The sequence below is a fragment of the Stenotrophomonas sp. ZAC14D2_NAIMI4_7 genome, assembly GCF_003086675.1.
In the GTDB taxonomy this organism is placed as follows: domain Bacteria; phylum Pseudomonadota; class Gammaproteobacteria; order Xanthomonadales; family Xanthomonadaceae; genus Stenotrophomonas.
Map to the genome: position 1 here is coordinate 414,351 of NZ_CP025995.1, position 21,262 is coordinate 435,612.

At 66.8% G+C, this 21,262-nt stretch carries 19 protein-coding genes and 2 rRNA genes; 16 read left to right on the forward strand and 5 right to left on the reverse strand.

Annotated elements, in window-relative coordinates; genetic code table 11:
- Positions 1 to 8 precede the first annotated feature (8 nt).
- Together rrf (C1922_RS01860) and rrf (C1922_RS01865) are read left to right on the forward strand one after the other, a co-directional pair.
- Positions 9 to 123: ribosomal RNA gene (gene rrf / locus C1922_RS01860) — 5S ribosomal RNA — on the forward strand.
- A 134-nt stretch (positions 124 to 257) separates the two neighbouring features.
- Positions 258 to 372: ribosomal RNA gene (gene rrf, locus C1922_RS01865) — 5S ribosomal RNA — on the forward strand.
- A 570-nt stretch (positions 373 to 942) separates the two neighbouring features.
- Here the strand turns inward: rrf (C1922_RS01865) and C1922_RS01870 are convergent.
- Together C1922_RS01870 and C1922_RS01875 are read right to left on the reverse strand one after the other, a co-directional pair.
- Complete coding sequence (locus C1922_RS01870) at positions 943 to 2,655, reverse strand: M28 family metallopeptidase (protein ID WP_108748224.1); 1,713 nt, start codon at positions 2,653 to 2,655, stop codon at positions 943 to 945.
- Between the two features lie 79 nt (positions 2,656 to 2,734).
- Positions 2,735 to 3,397, reverse strand: a complete 663-nt coding sequence (locus C1922_RS01875; RefSeq protein ID WP_108748225.1) for a hypothetical protein — start codon at positions 3,395 to 3,397, stop codon at positions 2,735 to 2,737.
- Positions 3,398 to 3,491: 94 nt separating this feature from the next.
- Between C1922_RS01875 and C1922_RS01880 the strand changes: the two genes are divergently transcribed.
- The 3 genes from C1922_RS01880 to C1922_RS01890 all read left to right on the forward strand — a co-directional run bounded on the left by C1922_RS01880 (position 3,492) and on the right by C1922_RS01890 (position 6,819).
- Positions 3,492 to 4,793, forward strand: a complete 1,302-nt coding sequence (locus C1922_RS01880) for a peptidoglycan DD-metalloendopeptidase family protein (protein ID WP_108748226.1) — start codon at positions 3,492 to 3,494, stop codon at positions 4,791 to 4,793.
- A 107-nt stretch (positions 4,794 to 4,900) separates the two neighbouring features.
- Positions 4,901 to 6,325, forward strand: coding sequence for a S41 family peptidase (locus C1922_RS01885; RefSeq protein WP_108748227.1), 1,425 nt, complete (start codon positions 4,901 to 4,903; stop codon positions 6,323 to 6,325).
- Between the two features lie 83 nt (positions 6,326 to 6,408).
- Complete coding sequence (locus C1922_RS01890) at positions 6,409 to 6,819, forward strand: hypothetical protein (protein ID WP_108748228.1); 411 nt, start codon at positions 6,409 to 6,411, stop codon at positions 6,817 to 6,819.
- A gap of 113 nt (positions 6,820 to 6,932) precedes the next feature.
- On the opposite strand, the gene C1922_RS01895 is transcribed toward C1922_RS01890, so the two are convergent.
- Complete coding sequence (locus C1922_RS01895) at positions 6,933 to 7,625, reverse strand: rhomboid family intramembrane serine protease (RefSeq protein WP_108748229.1); 693 nt, start codon at positions 7,623 to 7,625, stop codon at positions 6,933 to 6,935.
- Positions 7,626 to 7,850: 225 nt separating this feature from the next.
- Between C1922_RS01895 and C1922_RS01900 the strand changes: the two genes are divergently transcribed.
- The 3 genes from C1922_RS01900 (at position 7,851) to C1922_RS01910 (ending at position 11,082) form a co-directional block, all read left to right on the forward strand.
- Positions 7,851 to 9,278 (forward strand): outer membrane protein transport protein, encoded by a 1,428-nt coding sequence (locus C1922_RS01900; RefSeq protein ID WP_108748230.1) that lies wholly within the window; start codon positions 7,851 to 7,853, stop codon positions 9,276 to 9,278.
- Positions 9,279 to 9,416: 138 nt separating this feature from the next.
- Positions 9,417 to 10,025 carry a nicotinamide riboside transporter PnuC gene (gene pnuC / locus C1922_RS01905; RefSeq protein ID WP_108748231.1) on the forward strand — a complete coding sequence of 203 codons (609 nt, stop codon included), beginning with the start codon at positions 9,417 to 9,419 and terminating at the stop codon, positions 10,023 to 10,025.
- The gene (locus C1922_RS01910) at positions 10,012 to 11,082 is read left to right on the forward strand and encodes an AAA family ATPase (RefSeq protein WP_108748232.1); all 1,071 of its coding nucleotides are present in this window, start codon (positions 10,012 to 10,014) and stop codon (positions 11,080 to 11,082) included. Before pnuC ends, C1922_RS01910 begins: the two co-directional genes overlap by 14 nt.
- Before the next feature lie 100 nt (positions 11,083 to 11,182).
- On the opposite strand, the gene putA is transcribed toward C1922_RS01910, so the two are convergent.
- Complete coding sequence (gene putA / locus C1922_RS01915) at positions 11,183 to 14,401, reverse strand: bifunctional proline dehydrogenase/L-glutamate gamma-semialdehyde dehydrogenase PutA (RefSeq protein WP_108748233.1); 3,219 nt, start codon at positions 14,399 to 14,401, stop codon at positions 11,183 to 11,185.
- Between the two features lie 273 nt (positions 14,402 to 14,674).
- Here putA and C1922_RS01920 point away from each other — a divergent pair, with 273 nt between their 5' ends.
- The 6 genes from C1922_RS01920 to C1922_RS01945 all read left to right on the forward strand — a co-directional run bounded on the left by C1922_RS01920 (position 14,675) and on the right by C1922_RS01945 (position 19,579).
- A complete protein-coding gene (locus C1922_RS01920; protein WP_108748234.1) occupies positions 14,675 to 15,151 on the forward strand; it encodes a DUF2244 domain-containing protein in 477 nt (158 codons plus the stop codon).
- 11 nt (positions 15,152 to 15,162) lie between these two features.
- Positions 15,163 to 16,092, forward strand: coding sequence for a cytochrome c oxidase subunit II (coxB, locus tag C1922_RS01925; protein WP_108748235.1), 930 nt, complete (start codon positions 15,163 to 15,165; stop codon positions 16,090 to 16,092).
- Between the two features lie 59 nt (positions 16,093 to 16,151).
- Complete coding sequence (gene ctaD / locus C1922_RS01930) at positions 16,152 to 17,759, forward strand: cytochrome c oxidase subunit I (RefSeq protein WP_108748236.1); 1,608 nt, start codon at positions 16,152 to 16,154, stop codon at positions 17,757 to 17,759.
- 176 nt (positions 17,760 to 17,935) lie between these two features.
- Positions 17,936 to 18,103 (forward strand): hypothetical protein, encoded by a 168-nt coding sequence (locus C1922_RS20610; RefSeq protein ID WP_234413437.1) that lies wholly within the window; start codon positions 17,936 to 17,938, stop codon positions 18,101 to 18,103.
- Positions 18,100 to 18,690 carry a cytochrome c oxidase assembly protein gene (locus C1922_RS01940; protein WP_108748238.1) on the forward strand — a complete coding sequence of 197 codons (591 nt, stop codon included), beginning with the start codon at positions 18,100 to 18,102 and terminating at the stop codon, positions 18,688 to 18,690. The genes C1922_RS20610 and C1922_RS01940 overlap by 4 nt, the downstream gene beginning before the upstream one ends.
- A gap of 13 nt (positions 18,691 to 18,703) precedes the next feature.
- Positions 18,704 to 19,579: a cytochrome c oxidase subunit 3 gene (locus tag C1922_RS01945; protein WP_108748239.1), complete on the forward strand. Its 876-nt coding sequence runs from the start codon at positions 18,704 to 18,706 to the stop codon at positions 19,577 to 19,579.
- A gap of 20 nt (positions 19,580 to 19,599) precedes the next feature.
- Here the strand turns inward: C1922_RS01945 and C1922_RS01950 are convergent, their stop codons facing one another.
- The gene (locus C1922_RS01950) at positions 19,600 to 19,818 is read right to left on the reverse strand and encodes a twin transmembrane helix small protein (protein WP_108748240.1); all 219 of its coding nucleotides are present in this window, start codon (positions 19,816 to 19,818) and stop codon (positions 19,600 to 19,602) included.
- Positions 19,819 to 19,875: 57 nt separating this feature from the next.
- Here C1922_RS01950 and C1922_RS01955 point away from each other — a divergent pair, with 57 nt between their 5' ends.
- On the forward strand, positions 19,876 to 20,583 hold the full coding sequence (locus tag C1922_RS01955; RefSeq protein WP_108748241.1) for an SURF1 family protein: 708 nt from the start codon (positions 19,876 to 19,878) through the stop codon (positions 20,581 to 20,583).
- A 108-nt stretch (positions 20,584 to 20,691) separates the two neighbouring features.
- Positions 20,692 to 21,261, forward strand: coding sequence for a hypothetical protein (locus C1922_RS01960; RefSeq protein WP_108748242.1), 570 nt, complete (start codon positions 20,692 to 20,694; stop codon positions 21,259 to 21,261).
- Position 21,262 lies beyond the last annotated feature (1 nt).

Sequence of the window (21,262 nt, forward strand, 5' to 3'; positions counted from 1 at the left end):
AAAGCCTCCCTGGTGAAATTAGCGCTGTGGAACCACCCGATCCCATCCCGAACTCGGAAGTGAAACGCAGCTGCGCCGATGGTAGTGTGGCTCAAGCCATGCGAGAGTAGGTCATCGCCAGGGTTTACACCCAAAAACCCCGCTGCTCATGCAGCGGGGTTTTTTCTTATTAAGTGAAGGCACTGCTTTTTCCGGGTACCTTCCGCCCCAAGGGCAAGATCGCGAGCTGGCGCTGCAAGCGCTGCTGCAACCGTCTCCCTGGTGAAATTAGCGCTGTGGAACCACCCGATCCCATCCCGAACTCGGAAGTGAAACGCAGCTGCGCCGATGGTAGTGTGGCTCAAGCCATGCGAGAGTAGGTCATCGCCAGGGTTTACACCCAAAACCCCGCTGCTCACGCAGCGGGGTTTTTCTTTGGGCCAAACCAAGCGCCCGGTGGATTCACGCCATGCGTGGATGGGTAGCGCCGGGCCATGCCCGGCGGAAAGCAGTGCCAACCAAGGTTGGCACCTACCGTGCGTGGATGGGTTTTGCGCGAAACCAAGCGCCCGGTGGATCCACGCCATGCGTGGATGGGTAGCGCCGGGCCATGCCCGGCGGAAAGCAGTGCCAACCAAGGTTGGCACCTACCGTGCGTGGATGGGTTTTGCGCGAAACCAAGCGCCCGGTGGATTCACGCCATGCGTGGATGGGTAGCGCCGGGCCATGCCCAGCGGAAAGCAGTGCCAACCAAGGTTGGCACCTACCGTGCGTGGATGGGTTTTGCGCGAAACCAGGCGCCCGGTAGATCCACGCCATGCGTGGATGGGTAGCGCCGGGCCATGCCCGGCGGAAGGCAGTGCCAACCAAGGTTGGCACCTACCCCTGGCGGCGGCACAAAAAAACGGCGCCCCGTGGGGCGCCGCTTCCTTGTCCAGGTGGATCAGTCGAGCACGCTCGACGCTACGGGGCCGAGGCCTTGTTCTTCATCATGGTGTCGCGGGCGGCCTTGAAGGGATTGCCTTCATACCAGTTCGGCCAGCGATTGCCACCTGCCAGTTCCTTGCCCACGCCATACATCAACTGCAGGTCTTCCACGGTGCCATCCAGCTTCCAGGTGGCCGCGTCGAACTCATCCTTCGGACCGTGGTAGCGGTTGTTACCGTAGTCGGTCGCCGCCTTGCGGCCGGCGTCAACGCCGCCGTCGCGCAGGTCCTCACCGCCATCGGCATACAGGGCTGGCACACCGGCCTTGGCGAAGTTGAAGTGGTCCGAACGGAAGTAGAAGCCGCTCTGCACCGAGGTCTCACCGTGCAGGGTACGGTCCTGTGCAGCCGCCAGCGGCTTCAGGATGTCTTCCAGCTCGGAACTGCCGAAACCAGTCACGGTCACGTCCTTGGCACGGCCGGCCACCGACATCGCGTCGATGTTGATCACCCCGGCAATCTTGTCCAGCGGGAAGGTCGGGTGGGCCACGTAGTACTTCGAACCCAGCAGGCCCGACTCTTCCAGGGTCACCGCCAGGAACACCACCGAGCGCTCCGGCTTCGGGTCCTGGTGGGCCATGGCTTCGGCCACTTCCAGAATGCCGGCCACGCCAGTGGCGTTGTCCACGGCACCGTTGTAGATGTTGTCGCCTTCTTCGCCCTCATGCTTGCCCAAGTGGTCCCAGTGGGCCATGTACAGCACGGCTTCGTCGGCACGCTTGCTGCCCGGCAGCACGCCCACCACGTTGCGCGACTGCTTCTGCGCGACCTGGCTCTTCAGATCGACCGAGGCGGTGGCCTGCAGCGGTACCGGCTTGAAGCCGCGCTTGCTGGCGTCCTTGTACGCCTGGGCCAGGTCCAGGCCGGCACCGGCGAACAGCGCCTTGGCGGCCTCGGCACTCAGCCAGCCCTGCACCGGCAGGCGGCGCTCCGGGTCATCCTTGGCCGGCAGGTCGTACTGCGGGCCGGCCCAGGAGTTCTTCACCACATCCCAGCCATAGGAGGCACCGGCGGTGTCATGCACGATCAGCGCGCCGGCGGCGCCCTTGCGCGCGGCCTCTTCGAACTTGTAGGTCCAGCGGCCGTAATAGGTCATGCGCTTGCCGTCGAACAGGGTCTGGTCGTCGACGTGGAAGCCCGGGTCATTGACGAACATGACAACCGTCTTGCCCTTCCAGTCCTGGTCCTGGTAGTCGTTCCATTTCTGCTCCGGCGCGTCCACGCCGTAGCCGACGAACACCAGGTTGCTGGCATCCAGCTTCACTTCGGTCTGGCCGGTACGGGTGCCCACCACCATGTCGGTGCCGAACTTCAGTTCGGTGGTCCTGCCGCCCTGCTCGATCTTCAGCACGGTCGACTCATCGGCCGTGGTTTCGGTCATCGGCGCGTCCTGGAACCAGCTGTCACCGTTGCCCGGCTGCAGGCCGATGCGCTGCATCTGGTCGCGGATGTAGTTGACCGTCAGCTCTTCGCCCTTGCTGCCGGGAGCACGGCCTTCGAACTCATCCGAGGCCAGCGTCTTCACCATCTCGCTGAAGTCGGCGGCGCTGATGTCCGGCGAGAACGCGTGACTGGCCGGCTTGGCCGCCGCAGCGGTGTCGGTGGCCGGCGCGGGGGCTGGCGTGTCTTCGCCCTTGCAGGCGCTGAGCGCGGCCGCAGCGGCCAGGCACAGAAGGAGTTTACGGGGCATCGTCGGTATCCTGGATACAGAAGGGGGCCGCGCCAGGCACGGCCAGGGAACGGGGAACAGTCCCCGGTGCAGCGCGACGTCAATCCGCCGGGGCGGTATCGGTGTCGAACGGGATGGCGTCGGCGCCGGTGACCGGACCGATGCGGGCGCTGCGGTGCACGTACAGCACCACTTCGCGCTCGAACTCCAGCGGGCCGCTGACCACGGCATTGGGGCCGATGATGATGCGCGGCTTGCGGCTGGTGGTGAGCGAGACGCTGAAGTTCGGCTTGCGCACGTGCACGCCACCGGACACCTGCGAACCGATGCCGACGGTGATGTCACCGTTCACCGTTTCCACGTCCTTGCGCACCCGGCTGCTGACCAGGCCGATGCCACCGTTGACCGTTTCCACGCCGCCTTCGATCTGGCTGCCGGCGTCGCTGAAGATGCTGCCGTTGACCGTGCTGACATCGCCGTGGGCGATCACTTCGCGGCCCAGGCGAACGCCACCGTTCACCGTCTCGATGCTGCCGGTGCGTGCGCGGTCGGCCACGGTCACCCCGCCGTTGACGGTGTCGATGCTGCCGGTTTCCACGCCTTCGCCCACGCGGATGCTGCCATTGACGGTGTCCAGCTTGCCGTAGCGCTGGCCGGGATCGGCGCCGATGCTGCCGTTGACCTTGCTGATGTTTTCCTGCGCCGCCAGCGGCGCGGCGGCCAGCAGCAGGCCCAACAGCAGCGGAATGGAATGGGTTTTCATGGGGACCTCGTTGTTGTGCGGCTGGCAGGCCGCGTGCGGAGATGTCACCATTCCCCGGCACCCCCTGCAACTGCCTGAAGTCACTGGAAAGCCCTTGCGCCACAACGCCTTCCCCTCACGCCAGCATCACATCGCCGCCCGCGGCGCGCGTTGCCTGTTGCTGGGGCTGGCCTTGGCGCTGGCACTGCCGGTGCCGGGCGGGGCGCAGACCGCGTCTACCCGCGAGGCCGAGCGCAAGCTGCAGAAGCTGCGCAGCGAGCTGAAGGACGTGGCGCAGGAGCGCCGGCAGATCGAGGGCCAGCGCGGGCAGGCATCGCGGCAACTGCGCGAGGCCGACGAAAAAGTGGCCCGCAGTGGCCGCAACCTGGCCCAGACTGAAAGCGCGCTGCGCGAACAGGCCCAGGCCCTGGCCCAGGCCGAGCAGCGCCGCAATGAACTGCAGGCCACTCTGGCCAGGCAGCACCGCGAACTGGCCGGCCTGCTGCGCGCGGCCTACCAATTGGGCAATCATGCGCCGCTGAAGCTGCTGCTGTCGCAGGACACGGTGGCCGATGCCAACCGTGCCCTGGCCTACCACCGCTACCTGCAGCGCGAGCGCGCCGAGCGCATCGCCACCCTGACCGCGGACCTGAAGGAACTGGAGACGCTGCAGGCCCAGATCGCCGAGCGCCAGCAGCATCTTCAAGGCGCCCAGCGCGACCAGAAGCAGCAGGCCGCCACCCTGGCCGCCGACCGCCGCGAACGGGCGCAGACGGTGGCGTCGCTGGAAGAACGCTTCAAGGACCGGCGCGAGAAGGAACAGGCGCTGGGCCAGGATGCCAAGGCGCTGGAAACCCTGCTGGCCAACCTGCGCGCCGCCGCCGCACGCGCCGAAGCCGAGCGCCGCGCCGCCGCACGCAAGGCCGCAGCGGAAAAGGCGGCTGCCGAAAAGGCTGCACGCCAGGCCAAGGCCGAAGGCCGCCCGGCGCCGCCCACCAAGGTACCGCCGGCGGTGGCCTCGGCGCCCGCGCCGAAGGTCGGCGGCCTGGGCTGGCCGCTGTCGGGCAATCTGCTGGCCCGCTATGGCGGCAAGCTGCCCGATGGCCGTACCAGCAGCGGCGTGCTGATCGGCGCGCCGGCCGGCAGCACCGTAACAGCAGTGGCCGATGGCACCGTGGTGTTCTCCGACTGGATGACCGGCTACGGCATGATCCTGATCGTCGACCACGGCAATGGCTACATGAGCCTGTACGCGCACAACGACACCCTGCTGAAGGATGCCGGCGCGCGCGTCAGCCGCGGCGATGCGGTGGCCAAGGTCGGCAACTCCGGCGGCCAGGGCGTTACCGCGCTGTACTTCGAACTGCGCCGCGGTGGCCAACCGGTGAATCCGGACAGCTGGCTGCAGCGCCGCTGAATCCTGGCGGCTGCATGGCCGTGGGATTCAACGGGAATTTACCCACGCTTCGCGCATAATCGGTGCATGTGCCTTGGGCACGATGCCACCGTCGACAGGAGTGATCCATGCGCGCAGCCCGTACCGCCACCCTCTTGCTGGCTTTGTTGCCAGCGTTGTCCTGGGCGCAGCAGACCGCGCCTGCTGCCGCCGCCGAAAACCCGGGGCAGGCCGCCAGCAACGAAGAGGCGGTGACATCGAAGGTGCCGCTGGAAGACATCCGGCGCTTCGTGGCGGTCTACAACGCCGTGCGTGCGGCTTACGTGGACCCGGTGGACGACAACAAGCTGATGCAGTCGGCCGTGCGCGGCCTGCTGCTGGATCTGGATCCGCACAGCACCTACTTCAACAAGGAAGATGCCGAGGCCTTCGACGAGCAGGCCAACGGCGCCTATGAGGGCATCGGCGTGGAGCTGCAGCAGCAGCCGGACAACGCCTCGATGAAGGTGATTTCGCCGATCGACGATACGCCTGCGGCCAAGGCCGGCATCCTGGCGGGCGATCTGATCATTGCCATCGACGGCAAGCCGATCAGTGCCATCGACGCCAGCGAGCCGCTGCGTGGCCCGGCCGGCAGCAAGGTAGTGCTGACCATCGTGCGCGAGGGCAAGCCCAAGCCGTTCGATGTGCCGCTCACCCGGCAGACCATCCGCGTGACCAGCGTGCGCAGCCGCCTGCTGGAACCGGGTTACGGCTACATCCGCCTGGCCACGTTCCAGGCCGACACCGGCGCCGATTTCCAGAAGCATGTGCAGCAGCTGCAGAAGCAGTCCGGCGGCAGCCTGAAGGGCCTGGTGCTGGATCTGCGCAGCAACCCCGGTGGTCTGCTGACGGCCGCCGTGCAGGTGGCCGACGATCTGCTGGAAAAGGGCAACATCGTCAGCACGCGCGGCCGCATCCGCATCAGCGATGCGCGTTTCGACGCCACCCCGGGCGACCTGCTGAAGGGCGCGCCGGTGGTGGTGCTGGTCGATGCCGGTTCGGCCAGTGCGTCGGAAGTGCTGGCCGGTGCGCTGCGCGACAACAAGCGTGCGCGCGTGGTCGGCAGCCGGACCTTCGGCAAGGGCTCGGTGCAGACGGTGCTGCCGCTGGACAACGGCGATTCGGTCAAGCTGACCACCGCGCGCTATTACACGCCCAGTGGCAAGTCGATCCAGGCCACCGGCATCGTGCCCGACGTGGAACTGAAGCCGACGCCCACGCCGGAGGAAGATGCACTGCCGGCCAGCCTCAGCGATTACAGCGAGGCGACCCTGCCAGGCCACCTGCGCGGTGATGACGAAGGCACCGAGGGCTACAGCGCCGGCGCTGTGCTGCCGGGCGACGGCCCGATCGACGATGCCCTGGCAGAACTGAAGAACCCCGGTTCGGTGGCCGCGCGGCTGAAGGCGGAAGCGGCCAAGGCCGAGGCGGAGAAGGCGACGAAGGCCGCGGCTGCCAAGCCGGGGCCGAAGCCTGAGGCGAAGCCCGAACCGGCCCCGGTAAAGCCCTGACAGTAGCGCCGGGCCATGCCTGGCGGACGGCCTGTTCATCCGGAAGGCGGCGCGGCCGAGGGGGCGCCCGATAGAATCGGCTCATGGATGATTCGAACCTTGCGACCTCGATCAGCCAACTGCTTGGTCGTGATCCGCTGCCGAGTGACCGGGCTATCGGCCTGCTGGAATCCTTGGCGAGTCGCCATGGCATTGACCCGTGCCTTGTCTACTGGTGGGTAGGCAAAGCGTCGGCTGATCAGACCATCCGGTACGATGGCAGCGATGAAGGCCTTTCCTGCTTGGCTGATCTGCTGGCAGAAGCGAACGGTAAAATCTGCCTGGTAGCGTCAGATGAGCGCGCATTGCCGTGGCCGGTCTGGACCCTGCAGGTAAGTGAACTGATCCCCTTGCTCGGCGAGTTGCCGTTCTTCGAGTATTTCGTGGTGCTGGATGGCGGCGCTACGCTGCTGTTCGATACCCACCACAACACCCTGGTGGTCTGTCGCGAGTGACGCTTTAGGCGTCATCGCGGACGGAGCAGATCCGTATCAATGAAGGAGTCGCGCAAGCTCGACTCTACGGACAGGCCAAAGCAGTCGAGCAGGCTCGACTCTACGATGCGCGGCTAGAACCCGTGGCGCTTGCGCAGCTTGCGGGCGATCGCGGCGCGCACGTAGACGCCGTAGAGCAGGCCGAACAGGAAGCCGCCGATGTGCGCCCACCAGGCCACCATGCCGAAGGTCGGGCCGATGTAGGCGAACACCACCTGCAGCGCCGCCCACACGCCGATCAGCAGGTAGGCCGGGGCGCGCACGAATTCCAGGAACAGGCCCAGCGGAATCACCACCCCCAGCCGCGCGCCGGGGAACAGGGCCAGATAGGCGCCGATCAGGGCCGACACCGCGCCACTGGCGCCGATGATGATCTGGTCCGGGCTGCCCATGGTGTAGATCGCCACCAGGTTCGATACCGCCCCGCCCAGCAGGAACAGCAGCAGCAACCGCCACGGGCCCAGCACGCGCTCGGCGGGCAGGCCGAAGATCAGCAGGAACACCAGGTTGCCCAGCAGGTGCGACCAGTCGGCGTGCAGGAACAGGGCGGTGAACAGGCGCAGCACGCTGCCGTCCTGCAGGGTGGCCCAGTAGTCCAGCGGGTGGGTCAGGCCGGTGGACAGGGCGCCCCAGTCCAGCCACAGGCTGCGACGGGCGTCGTCCGGGCGCGAGATCGACCACAGGAACGCCAGCCACACTGACGCAAACAGCACTGGCGTGGCCCAGCGCAGGGCCGCCTTCTTGCGTGAGGGGAGCGAGACGAACATGGGCGCTAGCCTAGCGTGCGCGGGCATTGTGCGGGGAGGCGCCTGTTCATGTTTTGCGAAGGGAAATGCCCTGCTGCTGTTATTGTTTCATTAACGGCTCTGAGTGATACTCGCATACGGCGTCGTATGTCGGGAGGGGAATCCGGCGCGTTCTGGCGGGCCTTCGGGTCCGGTAGGCGCAGGCGCACTCAGAGCACCATCACCGCTTACCGGAGAGAGAACACGATGCAAACTGCTTCCACCATTGCCCGACTGACCCTGCTGGCCGTCGGCGTTGCCGGTGCGCTGGCCGCCGCTGATGCCAATGCCGCTGCCTTCCAGCTGAAGGAAAACAGCGCCAAGGGCCTCGGCCGCGCGTTCGCCGGTTCGACCTCTGCCGAAGGCGATGCCTCGGTGGTCGCCACCAACCCGGCCTCGATGCGCCTGCTCGACGGCACCCAGTTCCAGGGTGACGTGAGCGCCATCAGCTTCGGCGCCAAGTTCCGCGGCGAAGGCCAGTACGGCAACGGCGCCCCGATTTCCGGCGGCAACGGCGGCGACGCCGGCATGATCGCCCCGGTTCCGGCCGCGTACTTCCACGTGCCGTTCGGCGAAAAGGACAACATGCACTTCGGTGTGTCGCTGTCGGTGCCGTTCGGCTTCAAGACCGAATACGACCGTGACTGGGTCGGCCGCTACAACGGCGTGAAGACCGAACTGCAGGCCGTCGACCTGGGCGCCGCGTTCTCCTACGACGTGAACCCGTACCTGTCCTTCGGTGCGTCGGTGTTCGTCGAGCGCCTGGACGTTGACCTGACCAGCGCCGTCGATGCCGGCACCGCCATCAACGCCAGCGCCCAGCAGCGTGCTGCTGCCACCGTGCTGGCCCGTGGCGGCACCCAGGCCCAGGCCGCTGCCGCTGCCCGCCAGGCCGGTATCCAGGCTGCCCAGCTGGGCTTCTCGCCGGGTACCGCCGATGGCTACCTGCGCATCAAGGGCGACGAAATGTCCGTGGGTTACACCTTGGGCATGACCGTCAGCCCGGTGGAAGGCACCAACATCGCCTTCAGCTACCGCTCGGAAGTGGAACACAAGATCACCGACGGCAAGGCCGACTTCACCATGACCCCAACTGCGGCCGCGTTCCTGAACAGCGCTGCCCCGGGCACCTTCGTTGACAGCAACGGCCGTGCCACCATCACCCTGCCGGCCAGCGCCACGGTCAGCGTCAGTCACCGCGTGAACGACCAGTGGAAGATCATGGCCGACGTTTCGCGCACCGCGTGGAGCAAGTTCGACCAGGTCACGGTTGACTACGATTCCAACCAGCCCGACAGCGTGCTGCCGTTCCACTACCGCGACACCACCTTCGCTTCGATCGGTACCGAGTACCGTCTGAACGAGCAGCTGACCCTGCGCGGCGGCCTGGCGTACGACCAGACCCCGACCACCGATGCCCACCGCGACGTGCGCGTGCCGGACACCACCCGCAAGTGGCTGTCGCTGGGTCTGACCTGGGCCCCGTCGGAGAAGATGGAATACAGCGTGGGCTACACCCACCTGTTCACCAAGGATCCGAACATCACCTCGACCTCGGCCACCGGCAACACCGTGACCGGCAAGTACAAGGTGACCGGCGACGTGCTGGCCGCTTCGATGCAGTACAAGTTCTGATAAGGGCCACGGCCTGACGCAATACCGGGAGAGCCCCGCGCAAGCGGGGCTTTCTTTTTGTGGGCCATCCACGCATGGCGTGGATCTACCGGTGCAGCGCCGCCCACGCGCGGCGCGTGGATCGACGACAATAGCGGCATGAACCTGTCCGATCCGAATTTCCAGCTGGAGCTGGCTGCCAACATCGCCGTGGCCGGCTCGATCCTGCTGGCTGGGCGCAACAACGTGCACACCTGGTGGCTGGGCATCGTCGGTTGCGCGCTGTTCGCTGCGGTGTTCGAGCGTTCGCACCTGTACGCCGACATGGTGCTGCAGGGCTTCTTCATCGTCATCAGCGTGCTGGGCTGGTGGCAGTGGCTGCGCGGTGACCACGGCGCGCCGTTGCCGATCACCTCGCTGCGCCGGCGCGCCTGGGCGTGGCTGCTGCCGCTGGCGGTGGTGGGCACGCTGGGCTATGGCTGGATGCTGACCCGCCTGACCCAGGCCTATGCGCCTTACATCGATTCGGCAGTGCTGGTGCTGAGCGTGATCGCGCAGATCCTGATGATGCGGCGCAAGCTGGAATCGTGGTGGGTGTGGCTGCTGGTGAACACCATTGCGGTGCCGCTGTACTACAGCCGCGGCCTGCACCTGACCTCGATCCTGTACATCGGTTTCTGGATCAATGCGCTGGTGGCGCTGCGCCATTGGCGCACGCTGATGCGCGCCGACCGCGCGGCGCCAGGCGCGGCCGATGCCACTGCCTGACACGGTGCCGCGTGGGTTGGTGGTGGGCAAGTTCTGCCCGCTGCATCGCGGCCATGAACGCCTGATAGACTTCGCCGCCGCGCGCTGCCAGCAGCTGCTGGTGATCGGCTGGTCACAGCCGGGATTCGCCGGCTACAGCGCCGCACGGCGCGAGCGTTGGCTGCGTGCGCGCTTCCCGCAGGCGACCGTCGCGGTACTGGATGACGACCGCCTGGCCGCCCTGTGCCGTACCCGCGGCGTGCCGGTTCGCGCGCTGCCGCAGGACAGTGAGAGCGAGCAGGTGCAGCGCGACTTCACCGCGTGGCTGTGCCTGGCGCTGTTCGGTGGTCCGGTGCAGGCGGTGTTCACCGGCGAAGATTATGGCGATGCCTTTGCCGCTGCATTGGCCCAGCATTTCGCTGCACCGGTGCAGCATCACCGGCTGGAGCGTGCGACCGACATCGGCCAGGCCAGTGGTACGCAGCTGCGTGCCGACCCGCATGCACACCGCAGCAGCCTGTCGCCTGCGGTGTACGCCGACCACGTGCAGCGCGTTGCCTTCATCGGCGGTGAATCCACCGGCAAGAGCACGTTGGCGCGGGTGCTGGGCGAACGCCTGGGCACGGCCTGGGTGCCCGAGTTTGGCCGTACGTTGTGGGAACAGCAGGGCGGTGCGCTGCACGCGCAGGATCTGCTGCGCATCGCCGCGACCCAGCCGCAGCATGAAGAGCTGGCGGCGCAGCACGCGCACCGTTGGCTGTTCTGCGATACCACGCCGCTGGTGACGCTTGGCTACAGCGGCTGGATGTTCCAGACCGCGCCACCGGAGCTGCAATACGCCGCAGCGCGGCCCTACGACCTGCTGTTCCTGTGCGCGCCGGACATTCCCTTCGAGCAGGATGGCACGCGCGTGGGCGTGGAGTTCCGCGCACGGCAGCACGCGTGGTACCTGCAGCAGCTGCAGGCGCGCGGGGTGCGGTATGTGCTGCTGGAAGGCGATCTGGACGCGCGGGTTGCGCGGGTGCAGGCCGAGCTGGCGACCCGCGCGGACAACCGCTTCAGCGTGGTGGCCGGGTAAGCGCCGCCGGCATCGCCTGGCGCTACCGGAAGGACACAAAAAACCCCGCTTTCGCGGGGTTTTCCGTGCATCCATCACACCCGTGGAAGGGAGGGGTGTCTTAGTCGCCCAGGGTCAGCAGCGAGGCATTTCCACCGGCGGCGGTGGTGTTCACCGTCACCGTCTTTTCCGTGGCGAAGCGCAGCAGGTAGTGCGGGCCGCCCGCCTTCGGGCCGGTGCCGGACAGGCCCTGGCCACCGAACGGCTGCACGCCGACCACCGCACCGATCTGGTTGCGGTTGACGTAGACGTTGCCGACGTGGACGCCGTTGCTGATGCGGTCCACGGTTTCGTCGATGCGCGAATGCACTCCCAGGGTCAGGCCGTAGCCGGTGGCGTTGATCTGGTCGATCACCGCATCCAGCTGCTCACCCTTCCAGCGGATCACGTGCAGCACCGGGCCGAAGACTTCCTTCTGCAGCTGGCCCAGGTCCTTCAGTTCATACGCACGCGGGGCGAAGAAGGTGCCATGGGCAGCATCGGCGGACAGTTCGGCAGCGGCGATCAGGCGCGCTTCGCGGTCCATGCGCTCGGCGTGGTCCTGCAGGATCTTCAGCGCGTCGGCGTCGATCACCGGGCCGACGTCGGTGGACAGCAGGCCGGGGTTGCCGACCTTCAGTTCCTTCATTGCGCCGGCCAGCATGGTCATTACCTTGTCGGCGATATCGTCCTGCACGAACAGCACGCGCGCGGCCGAGCAGCGCTGGCCGGCGGAGGTGAAGGCCGAACCGATGGCATCCTTGACCAGCTGTTCCGGCAGCGCCGAGGAATCGGCGATGAAGGCGTTCTGGCCACCGGTTTCGGCGATCAGCACACCGATGGCGGCATCACGCGCGGCCATCGCGCGGTTGATCGCACGGGCGGTCTCGGTGGAGCCGGTGAAGGCCACGCCGGCTACGCGCGGGTCGGCGGTCAGCGCGGCACCGACGGTGGCACCGTCGCCCGGCAGGAACTGCACCACCTCGGCCGGCACGCCGGCGTCGTGCAGCAGCTTCACCGCGTAGTAGCCGATCAGGTTGGTCTGCTCGGCCGGCTTGGCGATGACGCTGTTGCCAGCGGCCAGGGCGGCGGCCACCTGGCCCAGGAAGATCGCCAGCGGGAAGTTCCACGGGCTGATGCAGACGAACACGCCGCGGCCGTGCAGCTGCAGCTCGTTGGATTCACCGGTCGGGCTGGGCAGCTTTTCGGCATGGCTGAACTGCTCGCGCGCCTGCTTGGCGTAGTAGCGCAGGAAATCCACCGCTTCACGCACTTCGGCAATACCGTCGGGCAGGCTCTTGCCGGCCTCTTTCACGCACAGCGCCATGAACTCCGGCATGCGCGCTTCCAGCTGGTCGGCGGCATGTTCCAGGATGGCCGCGCGGCTGGCGGCCGGGGTGCGGTTCCAGGCCGGCTGTGCGGCCACGGCATTGGCCAGCGCCTTCTGCACGGTGGCGGCGTCGGCGGCCTGCCACTGGCCCACCACGTCGCGGCTGTCGGCCGGGTTGGTGACCGGCAGCGAAGCACCGGTGGTGACCGCACCCGGCACCAGCGGCGCGGCCTGCCAAGGCTTCACAGCCGCGTTGATCTGCTCGGCCAGGGCGCGCAGTTCGTTGTCGTTGGCGAGGTTGGCGCCCATGGAGTTCTTCCTGTCGTGGTTCTGGCTGCGCAGCAGGTCAACCGGCAGCGGGATCTTGGGGTGCGGAATCGATTCGAACGAAGCGACCATCTCGACCGGGTCGCGGACCAGGTCGGCGATCGGCACGCGCTCGTCGGTGATGCGGTTGACGAAGCTGGAGTTGGCGCCGTTTTCCAGCAGGCGGCGCACCAGGTACGGCAGCAGGTCTTCATGCGAACCGACCGGCGCGTATACGCGGCAGGGCAGGCCCAGGCGATCGGCCGGCACCACTTCGGCGTACAGGTCATCGCCCATGCCGTGCAGTTTCTGGTGCTCGTACACGCCGCCGTTGGCGATGCTGCGTACCGCGGCGATGGTGTGCGCGTTGTGCGTGGCGAACATCGGGTAGATCGCGTCGGCATGGGTGAACAGACGCTTGGCGCAGGCCAGGTAGGACACGTCGGTGTTCTGCTTGCGGGTGAACACCGGGTAGCCCGGATAGCCTTCGATCTGCGCGCGCTTGATCTCGGCGTCCCAGTAGGCGCCCTTCACCAGGCGCACCTGCAGGCGGCGACCGGCGCGGCGCGCCATGTCGGCCAGGTGGTCGATGGTGTACGGGGTACGCTTCTGGTACGCCTGCACGACCACGCCGAAGCCATCCCAGCCGGCCAGCGATGCGTCGGAGAACACCTGTTCGATGATGTCCAGCGACAGTTCCAGGCGGTCCGATTCTTCGGCGTCGACCGTGCAGCCGATGCCGTAGCTCTTGGCCAGCTGCGCCAGTTCCAGCACGCCCGGCACCAGGTCCTTCAGCACGCGTGCGCGCTTGGCGTGTTCGTAGCGCGGATACAGCGCCGACAGCTTGATCGAGATGCCCGGGGCGTTGTTGACGTCGCCGTCCGGGCGGCCGCCGCGCGCCTTGTGGTCACCACCGATGGCGTGGATCGCACGACGGTAGTCTTCCAGGTAGCGCAGCGCGTCCTTCATGGTCAGCGCGCCTTCGCCCAGCATGTCGAAGGAGTAGCGGTAGCTGGCGTTGTCGCCCTTGTGCGAGCGCGCCAGTGCTTCGCTGATGGTACGGCCCATCACGAACTGGTGGCCCATGATCTTCATCGCCTGGCGCACGGCCAGGCGCACCACCGGTTCACCCACGCGACCGACCAGGCGCTTGAACGCGCTGGGCGCATCGGCGCGGGTGGCGTCGTTCATCTGCACCAGCTTGCCGGTCAGCATCAGGCCCCAAGTGGAGGCGTTGACCAGCACCGAATCGCTGCCGCCCAGGTGCTTTTCCCAGTCGGCATCGGCCAGCTTGTCGCGGATCAGCTTGTCGGCGGTGTCCTGGTCGGGAATGCGCAGCAGCGCCTCGGCCACGCACATCAGCAGCACGCCTTCCTCGCTGCCCAGGTCGTACTGGCGCATGAAGGCTTCGATCGCACCCTGGTCCTTGGCGCGCACGCGCACCCGGCCGACCAGGTCGGCGGCCAGCGCCTGCACCCTGGCCTGCTCCTCGGCCGGCAGGCGTGCCTGCGCCAGCAGGTCACGCACGTGGCTGGCCTCGTCCTTCAACCAGGCATCGGTGATGGCCTGGCGGAACGGGTTGGGGGGCGCCGGCAGTTCCGGCGACAGCAGCGCGCCCGGACGCAGCGCGTCGTTGGCGGTGGGGGAGGAAGAGGGTGCGTTCATGCCGGTCCGGCCAGTGGAAAACTTGGCGATTTTAATCATTTTTTGGCTGCCGGGAAGGCCCGGTTCGCACCCTTGATGAACGCCGATAGCCCCTGATGGCGGTGGATTCAGCCTGTTCAGGCCGGCTGGGCTTATTTGTGCCGAATTCGTCATTCGTGCTGCCGGGCCCGTGCTGTATTGCAACATCGGAAAAAGTGTGAATGCACCCTTGCTACCGGCGAGAGGGCAGGGCTACCATCGAGACGTTTCCCGCGGCAGGAACGCGGTTGCGACATGATCGAGGTGCTTCCAGCTCCGGATGGGTCAGGTACGCAGCTGCGGCTGCGTCCCCCACGGGCGCTCGATGCCCGGCAGTTCATCCTGTTGTTCACCGTGTTGGGCGGGGCGATGTGGCTGGTTTCGGCCGTCGGTTGGCTGGCTGGCAATGTATTCGCCCCCCTGTTCGCGCTGCTGTACAGCCTGTTGCTGGCAGCCGCCCTGCGCGCCCTGTGGCGCAGCGGCGAACGGCAGGAGGAGATCCGGGTAGTGCCGGCGTGTGTGGAGGTCATCCCCACGCCCGGTGGTTCGCCGGTGTTCCGTGCGCACCCGCACTGGGTACGCCTGGTCACTGGTGATGAGAGGGTCCGGCTGGCATCCAGCGGACGGCAGGTGGAGGTGGGGAGTTTCCTCGCGCCGGCCGAACGCCAGACGCTTGCTGAAATGCTTGAAGGCTTGCTCGCCGCCAGCGATGGCGGCAACCGACGACGCTAAGGGTCTAGGCAATGAAGCAAAGCAGCAGGTGGGGCACGAAGTGCGTTGCAGCGGCCGCCGCGGTGGTGGCCGGGGGACTGGTACCGGCACTGGCCTGGGCACAGGCGGCCGATCCCAAGCCGTGGCAGCTGAACATGGGCAAGGGGGTCACCCAGACCTCGCGCCTGGCCTGGGAGTCGAACAATCTGTCGCTGATCATCTGCACGGTGATCGGGGTCATCGTGTTCGGCGCGATGGGCTATGCGATGTTCAAGTTCCGCAAGTCCAAGGGCGCGGTGGCGGCCACTTTCAGCCACAACACCAAGGCCGAGATCATCTGGACCGTCATTCCGGTGATCATCCTTGTGGTGATGGCCTGGCCGGCCACGGCCAACCTGATCAAGATGTACGACACCCGCGACGCCGAGATGACGGTGAAGATCACCGGCTACCAGTGGATGTGGAAGTACGAATACCTGGGCGAGAACGTGACCTTCACCAGCCGTCTGGACCGCGAATCGGACCGGGTGCGGCAGAGTGGCATCGTGCCCGACCGCGAAAGCCACCCGCATTACCTGCTGGACGTGGACAACCGCCTGGTGCTGCCGGTCGATACCAAGGTGCGCTTCGTCATCACCTCCGACGATGTGATCCATGCCTGGTGGGTGCCGGCGCTGGGCTGGAAGCAGGACGCCATTCCCGGCTTCATCAACGAAGCCTGGACCAGCATCGAGCAGCCCGGCGTTTACCGCGGCCAGTGCGCCGAACTGTGCGGCAAGGACCACGGCTTCATGCCGATCGTGGTCGAGGCGGTGTCCAAGGAAGACTTCAGGCAGTGGCTGGCCCAGCGCAAGCCGGCCACGCCTGCCGAGCCGGCTGCACCGGCCGCACCCGCAGCAGACGCCGCACCTGATGCCGCCGCGCCCACTGCGGCGCCGGCAGCGCCGGCCGACGGGGCCTGATCCAACACCCGTGGCCGCCTGCGGCTGCGGTGACAACCGATTCTGAGAGGTGTTTTGCAATGGCGCACTCGGCAGTTGGGCACGACGATCACCATCACCACCAGAGCTTCTTCGAGCGTTGGTTCTTCTCGACCAACCACAAGGACATCGGTACGCTGTACCTGGGTTTCAGCTTCATCATGTTCATCATCGGTGCGGCGATGAGCGTGGTGATCCGCGCCGAACTGGCGCAGCCGGGCCTGCAGTTCGTCAAGCCCGAATTCTTCAACCAGATGACCACCGTGCATGCACTGGTGATGATCTTCGGTGGCGTGATGCCGGCCTTCGTGGGCCTGGCCAACTGGATGATTCCGCTGCAGATCGGCGCGCCGGACATGGCCCTGCCGCGCATGAACAACTGGTCGTTCTGGCTGCTGCCGGTGGCCTTCAGCCTGCTGCTGCTGACCCTGTTCCTGCCCGGCGGTGCACCGGCCGGTGGCTGGACGCTGTACCCGCCGCTGTCGCTGCAGGGCGGCTACAACGTGGCCTTCAGTGTGTTCGCCATCCACGTGGCCGGCATCAGCTCGATCATGGGCGCGATCAACATCATCGCCACGGTGCTGAACATGCGCGCGCCGGGCATCGACCTGCTGAAGATGCCGATCTTCTGCTGGGCCTGGCTGATCACCGCGTTCCTGCTGATTGCGGTGATGCCGGTGCTGGCCGGCGCGGTGACCATGCTGCTGACCGACAAGTTCTTCGGTACCAGCTTCTTCAATGCCGCCGGTGGCGGTGACCCGGTGATGTACCAGCACATCTTCTGGTTCTTCGGGCACCCCGAGGTCTACATCATGATCCTGCCCGCCTTCGGCGTGGTCAGCGAGATCATCCCCACCTTCAGCCGCAAGCCGCTGTTCGGCTACCAGGCGATGGTCTACGCCACCGCGGCGATCGCCTTCCTGTCGTTCATCGTCTGGGCCCACCACATGTTCACCGTGGGCATGCCGCTGGGCGGCGAGATCTACTTCATGTTCGCCACCATGCTGATCTCGATCCCGACCGGGGTGAAGGTGTTCAACTGGGTCAGCACCATGTGGCGCGGCTCGCTTACCTTCGAAGCGCCGATGCTGTGGTCGGTGGCCTTCGTCATCCTGTTCACCATCGGCGGGTTCTCCGGCCTGATGCTGGCCATCGTGGCCGCCGACTTCCAGTACCACGACACCTACTTCGTGGTGGCCCACTTCCACTACGTGCTGGTGACCGGTGCGGTGTTCGCGCTGATCGCAGCGGTGTACTACTGGTGGCCGAAGTGGACCGGGCGCATGTACAGCGAGAAGTGGGCCAAGGTGCACTTCTGGTGGTCGATCGTGTTCGTGAACCTGCTGTTCTTCCCGCAGCACTTCCTCGGCCTGGCCGGCATGCCGCGGCGCATTCCTGATTACAGCGTGGCGTTTGCCGACTGGAACCTGATCAGCTCGATCGGTGCGTTCGGCATGTTCGCCACGCCGTTCATGATGGCGGCGATCCTGCTGTCGTCGCTGCGCAGTGGCGAAAAGGCCGCCGACCGTTCCTGGGAGGGCGCACGCGGGCTGGAGTGGACGCTGCCCTCGCCGGCACCGGCGCACACCTTCACCACGCCGCCGACCCTGCGCCCGGGGGATCTGGCGCATGACGACATCACGCATTGAGGTGGGCCATGCATAACGAGAACCCGCTCCCGATCGGTAGAGTCGAGCCATGCTCGACTGACGCCTTGTGTAGAGTCGAGCCATGCTCGACTGGCGCCTTGGGTAGAGTCGAGCCATGCTCGACTGACGCCTTGTGTAGAGTCGAGCCATGCTCGACTGGCGAAAAGCAGCCGAACATGGCTCGGCTCTACAACAGCGAAGCGCAGCCGACCAGCGCTCGGCTCTACCAGGGTGGAGGCATCGAACAGCAACGCCAACGCGCCAAGCGCACCGCACTGTGGGTCGGCGCCATCGCCGTGCTGGTCTACGTGGGCTTCATCCTCAGCGGGGTGATCGGCCGATGAGCGACGCACCGGCCACCGCGACTTCACGCAGTGCCGGCCTGCCGCGACTGATCGGCGTGGCGGTGGCGGTGTTCCTGCTGACGTTCTCGCTGGTGCCGCTGTACCGCATCGCCTGCGAAAAAGTGTTCGGCGTGCGCCTGGAGCGCGGTCCCGGCAGTGAAGCCAGCACCGGCGCCGCCACCGGCAAGCGCACCGTGCGCGTGGAATTCGACGGCGGGGTGAATTCGCGCCTGCCGTGGTCGTTCCACCCCGAGCAGCTGACCATGGACGTGGTGCCGGGTGAACTCAACGAAGCCCTGTACTTCGCCCGCAACGACAGTGCAGGCGCGGTGGTGGGCAGCGCCGTGCCCTCGGTGGCGCCGGCACGTGCGTCGGGGTTCTTCAGCAAGACCGAATGCTTCTGCTTCACCGCCCAGACCCTGCAGGCCGGTGAAAAGCGCGACATGCCGGTGCGCTTCATCGTCGATCCGGACCTGCCGCCGGAGATCAAGACGATCACCCTGTCCTACACCTTCTACCGCAACGATGCGCTGTCCGAGCGGCTGGCTGCAGCCGCTACCTCGGAAGGCGCGCACGCCGCTCCCTGACCCGGAAACCGACATGGCCCAGACCCCGCACGACGCCAATGTGTACTTCGTCCCGGCCCAGAGCCGCTGGCCGTTCGTGGGCTCCATCGCGATGATGGTGACCATGGTGGGCGTGGCCAGCTGGTTGAACGATGCCAGCTGGGGCCGCTGGACCTTCTATGCCGGCCTGGCGATGCTGGTGCTGACCCTGTTCTGGTGGTTCAGCGATGTGGTGCGCGAATCGCAGGCCGGGCACTACAACCGCCAGGTCGATGGCTCGTTCCGCATGGGCATGGTCTGGTTCATCTTTTCCGAAGTGATGTTCTTCGGTGCCTTCTTCGGCGCGCTGTTCTACACCCGTAACCTGGGCCTGCCGTGGCTGAGCGGCGAAGGCGATGGGGTGATGACCAACGAGCTGCTGTGGCAGGGCTATTCGGCCGGCTGGCCGACCAATGGGCCGGCAGCGATCGGTGGTGCGTTCCAGACCATTCCCGCCTGGGGCCTGCCGCTGATCAACACGCTCATCCTGCTCACTTCCGGCGTGACCCTGACCATCGCCCACCATGCCCTGAAGGGTGGCCACCGCCGCCAGCTGCTGGTGTGGCTGGGCCTGACCGTGCTGCTGGGCGCGTTCTTCCTGACCCTGCAGGCCGAGGAGTACATCCACGCCTACAAGGAATTGAACCTGACCCTGGGGTCGGGCATCTATGGTTCCACGTTCTTCATGCTGACCGGCTTCCACGGTGCGCACGTGCTGCTGGGCACGATCATGCTGATCGTGATGTGGCTGCGCTCGGCCAAGGGCCACTTCACCCGCGACAACCACTTCGGCTTCGAAGCCGCCGCATGGTACTGGCACTTCGTGGACGTGGTGTGGCTGATGCTGTTCCTGTTCGTCTACGTCCTTTGAGTGCGCAGCGGCAGGTACCGTCAGCCGCCGACGCCGTGCGGCTTGATCCAGCCCATGTAGATGCTGACGATCACCAGCGCGATCAGGGCCACCGACACGGCAATGCGGCGGGTGAGCGCATTGACCGTGCGCTTGGTCTGGCCGCGGTCGACCAGCAGGTAGTACAGGCCGGCGCCCAGATTCCAGACAATGACGATCAGGAACGCGATCACCAGCAGGGTCTTCAGCGAATCACTCATGCGCGGCTCGGGGGCAGGGTGGATGCGCCTATCTGACCGCGTTTGCGTGGACTTGTCATGATGCGCCAGCACACACGCTGGATCGGCTGGCTGTTGGCGCTGCTGTCGATGGCCGGCTTCACCGCACTGGGCCTGTGGCAGTTGCAGCGCATGCACGCCAAGCAGGCCCTGCTGGATGCGCAGGGGCCAGCGGTGGCGCAGGCGTTGCCCTTGGCGCAGGCGCTGGCGGCGCCCGGCGCACTGCATGGGGTGGCCGACCATGGCCGCTTCCTGCCCGGCGTGGTGCTGCTGGACAACCAGATGCGCCACGGCCGCGCCGGGGTAAAGGTGTACCGGCCGTTCCGGAGTGACAGTGGCAACGTGCTGCTGGTCGACCTGGGCTGGCGCGCGCTGCCGCCGGACCGCACCTTGCCGGTGCTGGACACGCTGCCTGCGCCGCTCTCCGTGCGCGGGTTGCTGGCGCCGCCGCCGTCAGCCGGCCTGGCGCTGGGCCCGGCCTTCAGTGAAACCGGCCTGCCCGGGCGCTGGCTGGCCAGCCGACTGCCCGCCGACGGCCTGGCCCGTGCGCTGGGCCTGGCCGCGCTGCCCGACCGCGTGCTGCGGCTGGATCCGGCGCTGCCGATCGGCGACGAGCGCGATCTGGACCTGCTGCCGAACACCCTGCCGCCGCAGCGCCACCTGGGCTACGCCGTGCAGTGGTTCGGCCTGGCGCTGACCTTGCTGGTGGTGGCGCTGGTGCTGGAATGGCGCCGGCGGCGGCGTTGACCCGCTCCGGTGGCTGCCGACGTGGGGCGGCACCATTTCCCCGACCAAGGTCGGGGGCTACCAGAACGCCGGCCGTTTCCTTTCATCCAACCATGAGAAAATGTCCGCATGAACACCGCCACCACCCCGCAGGCACGCGGTTCCGGCCGCCGCACCCTGCTGCTGCTGTTCGCCGTGTTCTTCGGGGCGATGGCGCTGGCCGCCGTGCTGCGCTTCACCGGCTGGCAGCCCACCGGGCACCGCAATGCCGGGCAACTGCTGCAGCCACCGGTGGACCTGCGCCAGCAACCGCCGACCCTGGCCAACGGCCAGCCCTACCCGTGGAACCCCGAGACGCGCACCTGGCGGCTGCTGGTGGCGCCGGCAGGTGCCTGCGACGCGCAGTGCGTCACTTTGTCGCAGGGACTGGGCAAGGTGTGGCAGCTGTTCGGCCATAACGCCGATAATGTAGAGATTCTGTGGCTGGGCACGCCGCCGGCGCCGATCGCCGCACTGCCCGCGCTGCGGCCACTGGCGCCGTCGCCCGCCCTGCGCGCGGCGTTGCCCGGTGCCGACGATCCGGCCGGATTGCCGGTCTATGTGATCGATCCGAACGGCTTCGTGATCATGCGCCATGCCCCCGGCAGTGACCTGGGGGGCCTGCGCAAGGACATGGCCACGTTGCTGAAACTGAAGTGAG